Annotated in this window: 14 protein-coding genes; 5 read left to right on the plus strand and 9 right to left on the minus strand. The window is 69.9% G+C overall.

The features are described 5' to 3' along the window. Positions 1–86: 86 nt before the first annotated feature. The 7 genes from OG984_RS13045 to OG984_RS13075 form a co-directional block, all read right to left on the minus strand. A complete protein-coding gene (locus tag OG984_RS13045) occupies positions 87–1,625 on the minus strand; it encodes a leucyl aminopeptidase family protein (RefSeq protein WP_328531980.1) in 1,539 nt (512 codons plus the stop codon). Next, positions 1,626–1,799, minus strand: a complete 174-nt coding sequence (locus OG984_RS13050) for a DUF3117 domain-containing protein (protein ID WP_008358749.1) — start codon at positions 1,797–1,799, stop codon at positions 1,626–1,628. 146 nt (positions 1,800–1,945) lie between these two features. Then, positions 1,946–3,907 (minus strand): hypothetical protein, encoded by a 1,962-nt coding sequence (locus OG984_RS13055; RefSeq protein WP_328531981.1) that lies wholly within the window; start codon positions 3,905–3,907, stop codon positions 1,946–1,948. A 15-nt stretch (positions 3,908–3,922) separates the two neighbouring features. Further along, the gene (locus tag OG984_RS13060; RefSeq protein ID WP_328531982.1) at positions 3,923–4,273 is read right to left on the minus strand and encodes a DivIVA domain-containing protein; all 351 of its coding nucleotides are present in this window, start codon (positions 4,271–4,273) and stop codon (positions 3,923–3,925) included. Continuing rightward, the gene (locus OG984_RS13065) at positions 4,266–4,985 is read right to left on the minus strand and encodes a TIGR00730 family Rossman fold protein (protein ID WP_328531983.1); all 720 of its coding nucleotides are present in this window, start codon (positions 4,983–4,985) and stop codon (positions 4,266–4,268) included. The genes OG984_RS13060 and OG984_RS13065 overlap by 8 nt, the downstream gene beginning before the upstream one ends. Further along, complete coding sequence (dapE, locus tag OG984_RS13070) at positions 4,982–6,049, minus strand: succinyl-diaminopimelate desuccinylase (RefSeq protein WP_328531984.1); 1,068 nt, start codon at positions 6,047–6,049, stop codon at positions 4,982–4,984. The genes OG984_RS13065 and dapE overlap by 4 nt, the downstream gene beginning before the upstream one ends. 8 nt (positions 6,050–6,057) lie before the next feature. Then, complete coding sequence (locus OG984_RS13075; RefSeq protein ID WP_328531985.1) at positions 6,058–6,840, minus strand: TetR/AcrR family transcriptional regulator; 783 nt, start codon at positions 6,838–6,840, stop codon at positions 6,058–6,060. 99 nt (positions 6,841–6,939) lie between these two features. Between OG984_RS13075 and OG984_RS13080 the strand changes: the two genes are divergently transcribed. The 4 genes from OG984_RS13080 to OG984_RS13095 all read left to right on the plus strand — a co-directional run bounded on the left by OG984_RS13080 (position 6,940) and on the right by OG984_RS13095 (position 9,730). Further along, a complete protein-coding gene (locus OG984_RS13080; protein WP_328531986.1) occupies positions 6,940–7,395 on the plus strand; it encodes a nitroreductase/quinone reductase family protein in 456 nt (151 codons plus the stop codon). Next, entirely contained in the window at positions 7,392–8,336 is a 945-nt protein-coding gene (locus OG984_RS13085) for an ATP-binding cassette domain-containing protein (protein WP_328531987.1), read from the plus strand. The genes OG984_RS13080 and OG984_RS13085 overlap by 4 nt, the downstream gene beginning before the upstream one ends. Continuing rightward, a complete protein-coding gene (locus OG984_RS13090; protein WP_328531988.1) occupies positions 8,333–9,133 on the plus strand; it encodes an ABC transporter permease in 801 nt (266 codons plus the stop codon). The genes OG984_RS13085 and OG984_RS13090 overlap by 4 nt, the downstream gene beginning before the upstream one ends. Positions 9,134–9,262: 129 nt before the next feature. Beyond that, the gene (locus OG984_RS13095) at positions 9,263–9,730 is read left to right on the plus strand and encodes a DUF6069 family protein (protein WP_328531989.1); all 468 of its coding nucleotides are present in this window, start codon (positions 9,263–9,265) and stop codon (positions 9,728–9,730) included. Positions 9,731–9,744: 14 nt separating this feature from the next. Here the strand turns inward: OG984_RS13095 and OG984_RS13100 are convergent, their stop codons facing one another. Beyond that, positions 9,745–10,425, minus strand: coding sequence for a class I SAM-dependent methyltransferase (locus OG984_RS13100; RefSeq protein WP_328531990.1), 681 nt, complete (start codon positions 10,423–10,425; stop codon positions 9,745–9,747). A gap of 195 nt (positions 10,426–10,620) precedes the next feature. On the opposite strand from OG984_RS13100, the gene OG984_RS13105 reads away from it, so the two are divergent. Continuing rightward, positions 10,621–10,989, plus strand: a complete 369-nt coding sequence (locus tag OG984_RS13105; RefSeq protein ID WP_328531991.1) for a hypothetical protein — start codon at positions 10,621–10,623, stop codon at positions 10,987–10,989. Between the two features lie 66 nt (positions 10,990–11,055). Here the strand turns inward: OG984_RS13105 and ileS are convergent, their stop codons facing one another. Then, the gene (ileS, locus tag OG984_RS13110; protein WP_328531992.1) at positions 11,056–14,301 is read right to left on the minus strand and encodes an isoleucine--tRNA ligase; all 3,246 of its coding nucleotides are present in this window, start codon (positions 14,299–14,301) and stop codon (positions 11,056–11,058) included. Positions 14,302–14,474: the final 173 nt, after the last annotated feature.

The following is a 14,474-nucleotide window of genomic DNA, read 5'->3' on the forward strand; positions in this document are numbered from 1 at the left end:
GGCGTCACTCGCGTCAGCCGAGTGGTCGCGTACGTGCCATCTCGGCCGACGTAGGTGACCTCTCGGCCGACGGGGGTGACTTCTCGTCAGGAACCTACGCCGGCCAGCGGGTCCGCGCCGGCGAGCCAGGTGAGCAGCACTCGGGCACCGAAGCCGGTGGGTCCGGGGGTGAGCTCGTGGACGTCGGCATAGGCATCGCCGCAGGCCACGTCGAGGTGGGCCCACGGGATGCCGCCGGTGAAGTGGTGCAGGAAGAGCGCGGCGGTGATGGCGCCGGGGCCACCAGGGGCGTTGTCGGCGTCGGCGACCTTCGAGGCGAGCTTCTCCTCGTAGTCCGCAGCCAGCGGCATCCGCCACAGCGTCTCGCCGGAGCGCTCCGACGCCTCTTTCAGCTGGGTCGACAACGCGTCGTCGTCGGCGAAGTAGCCGGCCATCGTCTGTCCGAGCGCCACCCGCATCGCACCGGTCAGGGTGGCGATGTCGACCAGCGCGGCAGGTTTGATCTTGTCCACGGCGTACGCCATCGCGTCAGCCAGCACGAGACGGCCCTCGGCGTCGGTGTTGGTGACCTCGGAGGTGCGGCCGCCGTAGTGGGTGACCACGTCGCCGGGGCGCAGCGCGGAGCCGGAGATGGCGTTCTCCGCGGCGGCGATGAGCCCGACGACCTTGACCGGGCAGCCGATCTCGGCGAGCGCCGACATCACTGCGAGCACCACGGCGCCGCCGGTCATGTCACGCTTCATGTTGATCATGCCGTCACCGGGCTTGATGTTGAGCCCGCCGGTGTCGAAGGTGATGCCCTTGCCGACCAGCACCACCGTCGGCGTCCTCCGACCGGCCTTGCGGGGCGCGTAGTCGAGCCGGATCAGCCTCGGCGGGGTCGCCGACCCCTGGCCGACCGCGACGATGCCCCCGAAGCCCTCCGCGGCGAGCTGTTCCTCGCCCCAGACGGTGACCTTCAGGCCGGTCTCCGCACCCAGGGCCGTGGCCTGCTCGGCGAGCCAGCCAGGGTTCTTGAGATTGCTCGGGACCGTGGCGAAGAATCGCGCGCGCCAGCCGGCGCGCGCGATCGCCTGAGCCCGGTCCAACGCTGCCGCCTGGTCGTCGCCGAGGTCGGCCAGGGTGATCGTCTCCACCGGCGTCCACGGCGCTCCCTCGGAGCGCCAGTGGAAGAGGAAGGAACCCAGCGTCGCGCCGGCCACGAACGGCTCCAGCCCGACCTCGGGATCGACTGCCGGAATGGTCGTGACGACCTCTGACCGGTCACGCACGGCGCGAGCCAACGCGGCGCCCGCCCGCCGGAAGTCGTCGCAACGTTGCGCGCCGACACCGATCAGGAGGATCCGTCGCAGGGCACCGGAGCCGGTGACGGCGTACGTCGTCACCTCACCGGCACTGCCGGTGGCACCTTCGAACTCGAGATGACCCAGAAGGTCGTGATCCTCGCCCAGGTCTGCGGCCCCAGGACCGATGACCAGCGCGTCCTCGCCGGGGATGACCGGAAGCGCGATGATCTCGGCATCGAGGCTCTCCGGACCGAGCGGGCTGAGCGTGAAGGTGGGCGGCCTGACCTGAGACGGCAGAGCCTGCGACGGCAGAGCCGGTGACGGCAGCGTTGTGGTCATCTACGCGTTCAGCCCGAGACCTTTGATCTCTTCGCCGAGCGCAGCGGCCTCTTCGGCGTTCAGTTCGACGACCAACCGGCCACCACCCTCGAGCGGGACGCGCATCACGATGCCCCGACCTTCCTTGGTGACCTCCAGCGGACCGTCTCCCGTCCGCGGCTTCATCGCCGCCATGCGGCACCTTCTTCCGTGTCTCGCGTGTCGGCGCTCACCTGCCGGATGGCCTCGGAGCGCGCATTGCACGTCCATTATCCCTCATCAGGTCAGCAGACCTGACGGCAAGGTGGGAGTTTCGGCGGGTTGACCTGCCTTCGAACCTGTCAGATGACTGAGGTTCCGTAGGCCCAGGTCAACCAGATCGCGAGGATTACCAGCGTGAGGTGCACCACGATCGCCGCCCCGGAGCCCTCGAGGAACGCTCCGCCCCGGTCTCCTCGGCCGCCTTCGACCGACCTGTCGTAGGCGTCGTCGTAGCGATCGTCGTAGCCTTCGTCATAGCCGCGGTCGTACGCATCGTCGTAGTCGTAGCCCGGGGCGTAGGCCCGGTCATGAGCCTGGTCGTAAGCCTGGTCGTAGCCCTGCTCGTATCCGGCGTAGGCCGGGTCGTCGTAGTCCGGGTTCTGCCGCCGACGCTGGCGTCCCTGAGGCGCACGCGGAGCCTGGGACTCGGCCCGGTCCTGGGGACCGTAGGAGTCGAAGGAGTAGGGATCGTACGCCTCGGGCTCCTGCGCCACTCGTCGACCCGACCGACGGCTCGACGGCGGTGCGGGTGCCGGCTCGGGCTGGGATTCGGGCTGAGGGGCCGGGCGTGGCGCCGGGCGTGGCGCTGGCCGCGGCGCGCGAGGCGGGGCGGGCTGTTCCTGACCCGGCTGCGGCTGGCCCGGGTAGCCCGAGTAGCTGCTGTCACGCCGGTATCGGCGGTCAGCGAACTCGTCGTGGCTGTCGTTGCGCCGGTCGTCGTAGCGGTTGTCGTAGCCACGCGAGCGTCGCTGCGGCGGCTCCTGTCGGCGACCCCACGGATCCTGGCCGCCCTGGCCACGACCCGGCGCACCCTGCCCCGGCTGGGGCTGCTGCTCGGGTGGCGGCGGCTGGGGTGCCTGGTGCTGAGGCGTCGGGTGCTGGGGCGTCGGGCGCTGAGGCGTCGGGTGCTGAGGCGTCGGGTGCTGAGGCGTCGGGCGCTGAGGCGTCGGGCGCTGGGGCGCCGGTCGCTGGGGCGCTGACCGCTGGGGCGCCGGGCGCGGTGAGGCGGGTCGCTCGCGCACCGGCTGCTCGGGTGCCGGGCGCTCCTGCGCGGGACGCTCCGGTGCCGGACGCTCCTGTGCGGGGCGAGGCGGCGTGGGCCATTCCTGTCGAGACCGCTCCTGCCGGGACCGCGCGGGCGCTTCCGGCGCGGGCGGTTGAGGTGCCGGCGGGCGCTGGGCGGACCGATGTGGGGCGGACCGCTGCGGCGCGGGCGGGGGCTGAGGGGTCGACGGCTGCTGGGGCCCGGGCTGGGGCGCGGGGGGCGGCGCCTGGCGCCCTGCGACGCGGCGGCCGATCTGCCCGTCCCGCGTCGGCGCGGGTGCCGGAGCCGGAGCTGGGGAAGGAGCCGGTGCGGGGGCCGGAGCAGGCGGCGGCGCGGGCGAAGCGTCACGCTCGATCGGAGCCATCACGGCGGTCTCGTCGACGCCGGACGCCGCCCGCCGGGGCTCGGGCCGGCGTTCGGCCGGGCGTCCCGGCTGAGTGCCGGGCTGGGCAGCCGCTTGCGCTATCGGCTGCGCAACGGGTGGGACCCCGGGCCGGGCCACCGGCTGCTGGACCGGCTGCTGGACGGGCTGCTGAGCAGAGGCCTGGGCAGACCGCCGCGGGTCGGCATAGCCGGAACGGTCGTCGTAGTCGGCGTAGCGGTCGTATCCGGCATCGGCATAGCCGGACTCGTCGTAGCCGTAACCGTCCTCGGCTGCGTACTCCTCGTCGTAGTCGTCATAGCCGTAGTCGTCGTCGGCGACGCCGGCGCGCTGCTCCTTGAGTCGCCGGGCGAGCAGGTAGAGACCAGCGATCGCGGCCAGCCAGATGCCGAAGAGCCCGATCACGCCCGGGACGTCGCCGCCGAGGAAGAACGACGACGGCGAGGCGAGAAAGAGGACCCAGACCAGCAGGCCGGCTACACCGGCGTACAGGTGGATCCTGGACGGCAGTCCCGCCCGTTGCGGCTGCAGAAGATGGGGCTTGAGATAGGTGAGCGCGACGATCACCGCGACCAGGGCGGTCACGGCGTAGACGAGTACGGCAGCGAAGCTCACGGCAGCGATTCTGTCCTAGACGTCGGGCGAGCCCGAATCGGGCTCGGGCGTGTGTGATGTGAGCCCCCCGACTCCGATCCCCCCACCGGCATCCCCGGCAGCGGTCGACTCACGCCATTCTGCCTCCTCGGCAAGGCGGGCGATCAGAGCGTCCACCTCGTCCATCCGGTAGCCGCGGAAGGCCACCGAGAAACGTACGCGACGCAGGTCTGCACCCTCCATGAGGCGGTCGCGGGGCACCAGCGCGTCGGGCCGGTCGCCGTACTCCTCCCCCATCGGCGCACCTGAGCCGGCGGCAACGAGGGCGACCCCTCCGAGAACCAGCACGATGAGTGCCGCGAAGATCCAGCCCATCGCCTCAGTCACGCGCCTTCAGCATCAGCTCGACCGCCTCGTCCACGTCGTCGGTGAGCGTGATCATGTCGAGGTCGGTCTGCTTGATCCGGCCGTCGGAGAGCATCGTCTCGCGCATCCAGTCGAGCAGGCCCTCCCAGTGCTTCACACCCATCAGCACGATCGGGAACTGGGTGATCTTCTGGGTCTGGGAGAGCGTCATCGCCTCGAAGAGCTCGTCCATGGTGCCGAGGCCACCGGGCATCACGATGTATCCCTGGGAGTACTTGACGAACATCATCTTCCGCACGAAGAAGTAGCGGAAGTTGAGTCCGAAGCTGACGTAGTCGTTGAGCCGGGCCTCGAACGGCAGCTCGATGCCGAGCCCGATCGACTCGCCACCGGCCTCGAGGGCGCCCTTGTTGGCCGCCTCCATCGTGCCCGGGCCACCGCCGGTGATCACCACGAAGCCGGCCTCGGCCAGGCCGCGACCGACCGCCTCGGCCTGGGCGTAGGTCGGATGGTCGGCTGGGGTACGCGCGGACCCGAAGACCGAGATGGCCGGGCCGATCTCGGAGAGGTCGTTGAACCCCTCGACGAACTCGGCCTGGATCTTCATGACCCGCCAGGGGTCGGTGTGGACCCAGTCGCCGTGGCCGGAGCTGTCCAGCAGTCGCTGGTCGGTGGTGCTGCCGGCCGGACGCCCCTTGGTGGGGCGCGGGCCGGAGCCGCTGCGTCGGGTCATGCGGTCAACCAATCACGAAGGGCCAGCTCGCACGTGGTGATCTCGGAGATCCGCACGTGCTCGTCGGCTTTGTGGGCGAACATCGGGTCACCTGGACCATAGTTGACCGCCGGTATGCCGAGTACCGTGAACCGCGCCACATCGGTCCAGCCGAACTTCGGCCCCACCTCGCCACCGACCGCCTCGACGAAGGCCTTGGCCGCCGGCCGGTCCAGACCCGGGAGCGCCCCGGGCGCGGAGTCGGTCAGGGTGACCTCGTAGCCCTCGAAGAAGCTCTGCACGAAGGCGAGCGCCTCCTCCTCGGAGCGGTCCGGGGCGAAGCGGTAGTTGACCGTGACGACGCACTCGTCGGGGATCACGTTGCCCGCCACTCCCCCGGAGACGAAGACCGCGTTGAGGCCTTCGTGATACTCGAGCCCGTCGATGACCGGCTTGCGCGGGACGTACGCCTCCAATCGGCGCAGCACCTCGCCGGCCTTGTGGATCGCGTTGACACCGCGCCAGGAGCGGGCGCTGTGGGAGCGCTCGCCGGTGGTGCGCACCTCGACCCGAAGGGTGCCCTGGCAGCCGGCCTCGACACCGGCGTTGGAGGGCTCCATCAGGATCGCGAAGTCACCCGCGAGGAGGTCGGGCTCGCTGGCTGCGAGCTTGCCGAGGCCGTTGTGGACGGCCTCGATCTCCTCGGCGTCGTAGAAGACGTACGTCACGTCGCGGTTGGGCGCGTCCAGGGTCGCGGCCAGCTTGAGGATGACCGCGTCACCGGACTTCATGTCGCAGGCCCCGAGGCCGTGCAGGATGCCGGTGGCCTCGTCGAGGCGGCTCGGGAAGTTGCCGTTGACCGGCACGGTGTCGAGGTGGCCCGCGATGACCACACGCTCGGGAAGACCGAGGTCGGTGCGCGCCACGATCGAGTTGCCCCGCCGCTCGACGACGAGGTGGTCGTACGCGGCCAGTGCCTGCTCCACGGCGTCGGCCAGCTCGAGCTCGTCGAGACTCACCGAGTTGATGTCCATCAGCTGCCGGGTCAGCGTCACCACGTCGGTGGTCAAGTCGAGCGTCGCCATGGCACTAGTCAATCAGGGGACCGTTCGCCGACGTGCGCGAGCACCCCGTCGATGATCCGGGCCAGTCCGTAGTCGAGCTCACGCGCGGGGTCGGTGGCGGCCTGGTAGGCCTCACCGGCAGCGGTGCCGACCCGGTTGGCCAGCGGATAGTGGCTGCCCGCCATGACCTCGGTCAACGTGTCGTAGTTGGCGGCCCACCACTGCGACTCGGTCATCCCGGTGACCTGCTCGGCGCGGCGCTTCATCAGCTCGCTGCGGGCGATGTTGCCGGCGAACCCGATCAGCACGGCGACCGTCTGGTCCATCTCCAGATCGGTCAGCCCCAGGCCGTCGACAGCGCGCAGCTGCCACTCGTAGCGGTCGCTCATGTTCGGCCCCAACCAGGGGCGTACGTCCTGCACCTCGAGCAGCCACGGGTGGGCCCGCAGCTCGTCGTGCGCAAGGTTGGCGACCAGCTCGAGGCGCTTGCGCGGGTCGTCGGGCAGCTCCGGCAGCGCGGTCCGGCCGGTCACCTGGTCGGCCATGAGCACCAGCAGCGCGTCGCGGTTCGGGACGTAGGAGTAGAGGGTCATCGCGCCCAGACCGAAGCGCTGGGCGATCGCGCGCATCGTCACGGCGGCCAGACCCTCGGCGTCGGCCAGCTCGATCGCGGCGTCGACGACCTCGTCGACGCTCACCTTCTGCTTCGGCCCCCGCTTCGCCCTCGGCTCCTCGAGCGCCCCGGTCCGATGGCGCCAGAGCAGCCGTAGGGACGGGTCTGACTGGTCTTTCTGCTCCGGCACGTGGCTCATCGTAACCTCATCCGAAAAAATTTCGTACGCCGTACGGAACAAATGCTACAGTCTCTCCGTTGTCATCTTCGTACAGCGTACGAAATTGGAGGAACCTGCATGCCGAACGAAGCGAAACCGGTGCCGCCGCGCTGGCTCAAGCCGATGAACAAGGTGTTCATGACCCTGTCGAGGACCGGGCTCGGGATGAAGGAGCTGCCCGTGCTCACCGTGCCGGGCCGCACCAGCGGCAAGCCCCGCAGCACCCCGCTCTCGGTGCTGGACCTGGACGGGCGCCGCTACCTGCTCGAGGGCTTCCCGGGCGCCGACTGGGCCCGCAACGTACGGGCCGCGTCCGGGCGCGGCACCCTCCGGATCGGCAGGAGCACCGAGGACGTGCGCCTTGTCGAGGTCGAGGGGGACGAGGCATTGACCGTGCTCCGGCTGTGGCCGGAGCGGATGACGGACGGAGCGAAGATCATGCTGGACGCCGGGGTGGTCACCGCGGTGACGCCGGAGGCCTTCGAGGCCGTCGCCGGACGCTGTGGCGTGTTCCGGATCGAGGTGGGCCGATGACGTCGACTCCCCTCTCCGCGCGCAAGGTGCGCAAGCGCTACCGCGACACCCAGGCGCTCGACGGCCTCGATCTGGAGGTCACCGCCGGCACCGTGCACGCCCTGCTGGGGCCGAACGGTGCCGGCAAGTCCACCGCGGTGAACGTCTTCGCGACGCTCACCCGGCCCGACGCCGGCGAGGTGCGCGTCGGCGGCCACGACGCCGTACGCCACCCAGCCCGGGTCCGCTCCACGATCGGTCTGGTCGGACAGAGCGCCGCCCTGGACGAGGCCCTCCACGGCCGGGAGAACCTGGTCATGTTCGGCCGGCTGCACGGCCTCTCGAAGCCGTCGGCCGTACGCCGCGCCGACCAGCTCCTCGACGCCTTCGGCCTCACCGAGGCCGGCGACCGGAAGGTCTCGGGCTACTCCGGCGGGATGCGGCGACGCCTCGACATCGCGGCCGGCCTGGTCACCCGCCCGCAGATCCTCTTCCTCGACGAGCCGACCACCGGGCTGGACCCGCGCGCCCGCCACGAGGTCTGGGAGATGGTGCGGCAGGTGGTCGCCGACGGGACGACGGTGCTGCTGACCACGCAGTACCTCGACGAGGCCGACCAGCTGGCCGACATGGTCACCGTGCTCGGCGCCGGCCGGGTGATCGCCGAGGGCACGCCGTCGGCGCTGAAGAGCGACCTGGGCGGCGACCGGGTGATCATCACCGCGACCGGGCCGGACCACCTCGCCCGGATGGCCGGCGTCCTCGGCTCCGCTGCCGGTGTCGATCCCGACCGGCTCGAGGTCACCGTCGAGGCCGGCGCGGCCGGCGGCGGTGCCGCGGTCGTCGAGGTCGTACGCAGCCTCGACTCCGCCGGCGTCACCGTCGACGACGTGCTGCTGCGCCGGCCGACCCTCGACGAGGTGTTCCTCCATCTGACCGCCCCCGAAGGAGTCTCCCGATGACTGCACTCACCACCACCCTGCGACAGACCGCGACACAGACCTGGGTGATCACCCTGCGCGACCTCAAGCACTGGCAGCGCGAGCCGTGGGGACCGGTGTTCGGCATCCTGTTCGCGATCATGATGCTGCTGATCTTCGGCTACCTGTTCGGCGGCGCGATCGAGATGCCGGGCGGCGGGGCGTACCTGCCCTATCTGCTTCCCGGCGTGCTCGCGCTGACGATGATGTTCGGCATCGACGGCACCATGGCCGTGGTCACCGAGGACACCAAGCGGGGGGTCACCAACAGGTTCCGGTCGCTGCCGATGAGCGGTCTCGCGGTGCCGCTGGGACGGGCGGTCGCCGACCTGGGCAACTCGGCGGTCCAGCTGGGCGTCCTGATGCTCGGCGGGCTGCTGATCGGGTGGCGGATCGAGGGCTCGTTGCTGGAGGCGGCGGCTGCTGTCGGACTCCTCCTGTGGCTGCGGCTGGCGATGCTGTGGCTGGGCATCTTCCTCGGTCTGACGCTGCGGATGGAGGGTGCGCTGACGATGGTGCAGGTGCTGGTGTGGCCGCTGGGGTTCTGCTCGAGCCTGTTCGTCTCACCCGAGACGATGCCCGGCTGGCTCGGCTTCCTGGCCGCCTGGAATCCGGTCTCCGCGACCGCCACCGCCTGCCGCGACCTCTTCGGCAACCCGACCGGGATCACCTCCGGCCTGCTCGCCGACCACGCGGTGCTGCTCGCACTGGCATCGCCGGCGATCCTGCTGGCGATCTTCGTCCCGCTGTCCAGCCGCGCCTTCCGGCGTCTCGGCTGACAACGGTTCCCAGAACTTTTTTTCCGGGGATCTGTCGGATCGGCGTCGAGGCGTTCGTGGAGTGGGTGAGAGGCGGCCGAACGGACCGCGACACGCAACCACGAGAACCACGAGACGAGAGGCACCATCATGAGCACCAGCACCTACACCGAGACCACGACCACCACCCGCCAGTTCGCCGGACGGATGCCGGTCTGGCTCGTCAGCACCGCCGCCGTCCTCGCCGGCGCCGTGATCACCGGTGTCTACGAGTTCGCCGCCCGCGCGGTCGGGGTGCCGTTCAACGTCGCGCTCCCCGGTACCGGGGTCGAGCCCGCCGCAATCCCCGCGACCGGGCTCGCCTGGGCCGTCGCCGAGCTCGGCCTGATCGGCATCATCATCGCCGTCTGCCTCACCCGCTGGGCCAAGCGCCCGCGCTCGACCTGGAAGCGCACCGCCTGGACCCTGACCGCGCTCTCGCTGGTACCCAGCCTGGTCGCCGTCACCGACTCCTACGCGACCAACATCATGCTGGTGATCTCCCACCTCGTCGCCGCCGCGGTGATCGTCCCGACCGTCGCCGCCCGGCTGGCGGAGCGGAACCCGCGCCGCGCCTGAGGCCTGGCACACCGTCAGCCCGGTGGCCGGCGAGCGATGATCAGCTCGCCGACACCGGGCATCGGCGACGTCTCGACCGTGAACCCGGCGGCCGCGAGGTCGGCGAGCAGCGCCGGCCGCGGATGGGTCCGGTAGTACATGACGAACGTCGGTCGCCACACCGCGTTGCGTACCCGCATCGCCAGGTCGAACCCGGTCAGCAGCCAGTAGGCCGGGTGCGTCGGCTTCGGCGCCCGAGCAGTCGGCAGCGCGAACACCCCGCCCGGTCGCAGCGCCCGGTAGATGCCCTCGAAGAGCGGCCCGCGCTCCTCCGGCAGGAAGTGCCCCAGCGCGCCGAAGCTCACCACCAGGTCGTACGCAGCCTCGAACGGCAGCGCGCGAGCATCCGCCCGCACCAGGTCGGCCTCGGGGTGGGCGGCTCTGGCCTGTGCGAGCATCCCGGCGCTGAAGTCGACCCCGGTCGGTGGCTCCGTGGTCGCCTCCTCGAGCAGCTCCAGACCGACGCCGGTGCCGGTGCACACGTCGAGACCCCGCTCGAACGGCCCGTGCTCCCGCAGCGCGGTGATCGTGGCCGCCAGCATCCAGTCCGGCGTGCGGAACGGGGTCGCGTCGAACTTCGGTGCCAGCAGGTCGTAGCCGCGCTCCACCGACGACAGCGCCTGGACGGCGAGCTCCCTCAGGGTGGGTCCGTTCATGATCTGACCGTAGCGTCGGCGGGCCAGCTGAGTATGCGAACTCATGCGGACGCGAGGCCGAAGAGCAACGCTGAGGGCATGTCCCCCACTCAGCGAGCCGTGGCACTGGGCTCCTTCTGGGCCATCGGTATCGGCGCGCTGGCCGCTCTACTTGCCCCCTACGAGCCCACTTGAAACGCCAATTCCATCTTCCCGATGATCCTCATCGGACCTCTCGTGGATACCGGATGGTCGCTGCCCGTGTGGTCGATCGCCGTGCTGATCACCATCACCGTCCCGGCCATCGGTGGCAGCTTGTGCGGGGCCGCAATCGCGCCGCGGGCGAGTTCCGAGCCGGCCACGCCGTCCATCTACCACCCCGCGCTGGACGTGGCCGCCATCATCTCGATCGTCGCCGGATGGTGCGCGCTGATCCTGAGCAAGTTCACGATCTTCGGTCCGTTCCCCACGACCCGCGCGGACGCGACGTACGCCTTCCTGGTCTGGACCCTTTACATCGCGGTGGCGTACACCGTGGCGAGACTGGTCCAACGTCGGCGGGCGCGTACCGCGACCACCGGCTGACGCCATCCCAAGCGCGCTTGATGCCAGGAGTGACCCATGGATCACTCCTGGCATCAAGCCGTGGCCTTACTCCGCCTTGGTCAGCGCCACCGTCGCCTTTTCGCCGTCACCGAGATCGACCGGGTTGCCCTCGAGCGAGTCGACGACGTCGTAGGTCGTGGCGAGGGTCTCGCGGGCGATCAGGTCGGCGTGGGTGGTGGCGGCCTGGCGTACGGTCTCGGAGCCGGTCACCGCGAGGGTGATCCGGTCCTCGACGTTGAGGCCGGAGTCCTTGCGGGCCTGCTGGACCGCGCGGACGAGGTCGCGAGCCAGACCCTCGGCGGCGAGCTCGGGGGTGACGACCGTGTCCAGGACGATGAACCCGCCAGGGAGCATCGAGACGGCGATGTCGTCGGAGGCGGAGCCGGCGACGGTCTCGAGGGTGTACTCACCCTCGACCAGCGCCAGACCACCGGCGACGACCTCGCCGGACTCGGAGACCGACCAGTCGCCGGACTTGGAGCCCTTGATGGCCTTCTGGACGTCCTTGCCCAGGCGCGGCCCGGCGGCGCGGGCGTTGACGCTGAGCTTCTGCTCGATCCCGTAGGTGCCGGCCTCCTCCGAGTCGGCCCCGAGCAGCCGGACGGACTTGACGTTGACCTCGTCGGCGACGATCTCCTCGAAGCCGGCGATGTCGGCACCGACCACGGTCAGGCCGCCCAGCGGGAGCCGGTTGCGGAGCTTGCGCGCCTTGCGCAGCGCGGAGGTCGAGGAGCAGACCGCACGGACCGCGTCCATCCGGGCGACCAGGTCGTCATCGGCCGGGAGGGACTCGACGACCGGGTAGTCGGCCAGGTGCACCGAGCGGCCACCGGTCAGACCGCGCCAGATCTCCTCGGTGGTCAGCGGCAGCAGCGGCGCGACCAGTCGGGTCACCGTCTCCAGCACCGTGTAGAGGGTGTCGAAGGCGGCCTTGTCCTCGTTCCAGAACCGCTCGCGGCTACGCCGGATGTACCAGTTCGTGAGCACGTCGATGAACCGCTGGGTCGCCTCGCACGCCTCGGCGACGTAGTAGTCGTCCATCGCCGTGGTCATCTCGGCGACGTAGTCGCGCAGCTTGGCCAGGACGTAGCGGTCCAGCGGGTCCTTGGACGAGGTCGAGCCGGTGGTCTCCAGGTTGGCCGCGTTGGCGTAGAGCTGGAAGAAGTACCAGCTGTTCCACAGAGGGATCATCACCTGGCGTACGGAGTCCCGGATGCCCTGCTCGGTGACGACCAGGTTGCCGCCGCGGAGGATGGGCGAGGACATCAGGAACCAGCGCATCGCGTCGGCGCCGTCCCGGTCGAAGACCTCGTTGACGTCGGGGTAGTTGCGCAGGCTCTTGGACATCTTCTGCCCGTCCGAGCCCAGCACGATGCCGTGGCTGATGCAGGACTGGAACGCCGGGCGGTCGAAGAGCGCGGTCGCCAGGATGTGCAGGGTGTAGAACCAGCCGCGGGTCTGGCCGATGTACTCCACGATGAAGTCGCCCGGGAAGTGGTGGGCGAACCACTCCTCGTTCTCGAACGGCACGTGGTTCTGGGCGAAGCTCATCGAGCCCGAGTCGAACCAGACGTCGAGTACGTCGGAGACCCGGCGCATCATCGACTTGCCGGTCGGGTCGTCCGGGTTGGGACGGACCAGGTCGTCGACGTACGGACGGTGCAGGTCGGGGTTGCCGTCGGCGTCCTTCGGCAGCGTGCCGAAGTCGCGCTCCAGCTCGGCGAACGAGCCGTAGACGTCGAGGCGCGGGTAGGCCGGGTCGTCCGACTTCCACACCGGCACCGGGGAGCCCCAGAAGCGGTTGCGGGTGATCGACCAGTCGCGGGCGTTCTCCAGCCACTTGCCGAACTGGCCGTCCTGGATGTGCTCGGGCACCCAGCGGATCTGCTGGTTGAGCTCGAGCATCCGGTCCTTGATCTTGGTGACCTCGACGAACCAGCTGCTCACACCCTTGTAGATGAGCGGCTGACGGCAGCGCCAGCAGTGCGGGTAGGAGTGGTTGTAGGACTCGCGGCGCAGCAGGATCGTGCCCGCGGTGACCGACCCGGTCTCCCCCGCGCCCTTCGTCGCGGCCTTGAGGTGGTCGATGATCTGCAGGTTGGCGTCGAAGACCTGGACGCCGGCGTAGTCCACCACCGGCGCGGTGAAGCGGCCGTCCTTGCCGACCGGCATCACCGCCTCGATGTTCTCGCGGTCGGTGACCTCCTTGTCGACCTCACCGAACGCACCGGCGGTGTGGACGACCCCGGTGCCGTCCGTGGTCGTGACGGCGTCGTCGGCGGCAACCACGCGGAAGGCGTTGGTGTGGCCGGCGTAGTAGGAGAACGGCGGGGTGTAGGTGCGACCGAGCAGCTCGGAGCCCTTGTAGCGCCCCAGGACCGTCGCCTCGTCGGCATCGGGGAAGAGCTCCTTCTGGTACGCCGCGACCCGAGCCTCCGCGAGGACGTACTTCGCCTTCTTGTCGGTCCCAGGGACCGGACCCTCGACGACGACGTAGTCGATGTCGGAGCCCACCATCACGGCGAGGTTGGACGGCAGGGTCCACGGCGTGGTGGTCCAGATCAGGATGTGGGCGCCGTCGAGGACCTCGTCCTCGCCGGTGGCGTCGAGCTCGTAGCCCACGGTGACCGCCGGGTCCTGGCGGTCCTTGTAGACGTCGTCGTCCATCCGGAGCTCGTGGTTGGACAGCGGGGTCTCGTCCTGCCAGCAGTAGGGCAGGACGCGGAAGCCCTCGTAGACCAGGCCCTTGTCGTAGAGCGTCTTGAACGCCCAGATCACCGACTCCATGTAGTCGGGGTTGAGGGTCTTGTAGTCGTTGTCGAAGTCCACCCAGCGCGCTTGGCGGGTGACGTAGTCGCGCCACTCGCCGGTGTACTTCAGCACCGAGGCGCGGCTGGCCGCGTTGAACTTGTCGATGCCCATCTCGACGATCTCGTCGGTCGTCTTCAGCCCGAGCTGGCGCATCGCCTCGAGCTCGGCGGGCAGGCCGTGGGTGTCCCACCCGAAGCGGCGCTCGACGCGCTTGCCGCGCATCGTCTGGTAGCGCGGGACGATGTCCTTGACGTAGCCGGTCAGCAGGTGGCCGTAGTGCGGCAGGCCGTTGGCGAACGGCGGGCCGTCGTAGAAGACGAACTCGTTCTCGCCGTTCTGGCCGGCGTCACGGTTGTCGATGCTCGCCTGGAAGGTCCCGTCCTTCTTCCAGTAGTCGAGAACCTGCTTCTCGATCTCCGGGAAGCGTGGGCTGGCCGGGACGGCACTCTTGTCGGCTGAGGTGACCTTCGGGTAGGCCATCGGCGGCATCTCCTGCTGGGTGGTAGTGGGTTCGTCTTCACCACAGGGACGATCTTTCGACCGCGGTACCACCCTGCTTACCCATGCCTGGGCCACTTCGTTACGGCTGTGACGGGCCACTCCCGCCGGGTTCTACTTGCCTCCGACCTGCTGGAGGCTTTCTTCCCGGGGCT

Source organism: Nocardioides sp. NBC_00368 (genome assembly GCF_036090055.1).
Classification (GTDB): domain Bacteria; phylum Actinomycetota; class Actinomycetes; order Propionibacteriales; family Nocardioidaceae; genus Nocardioides.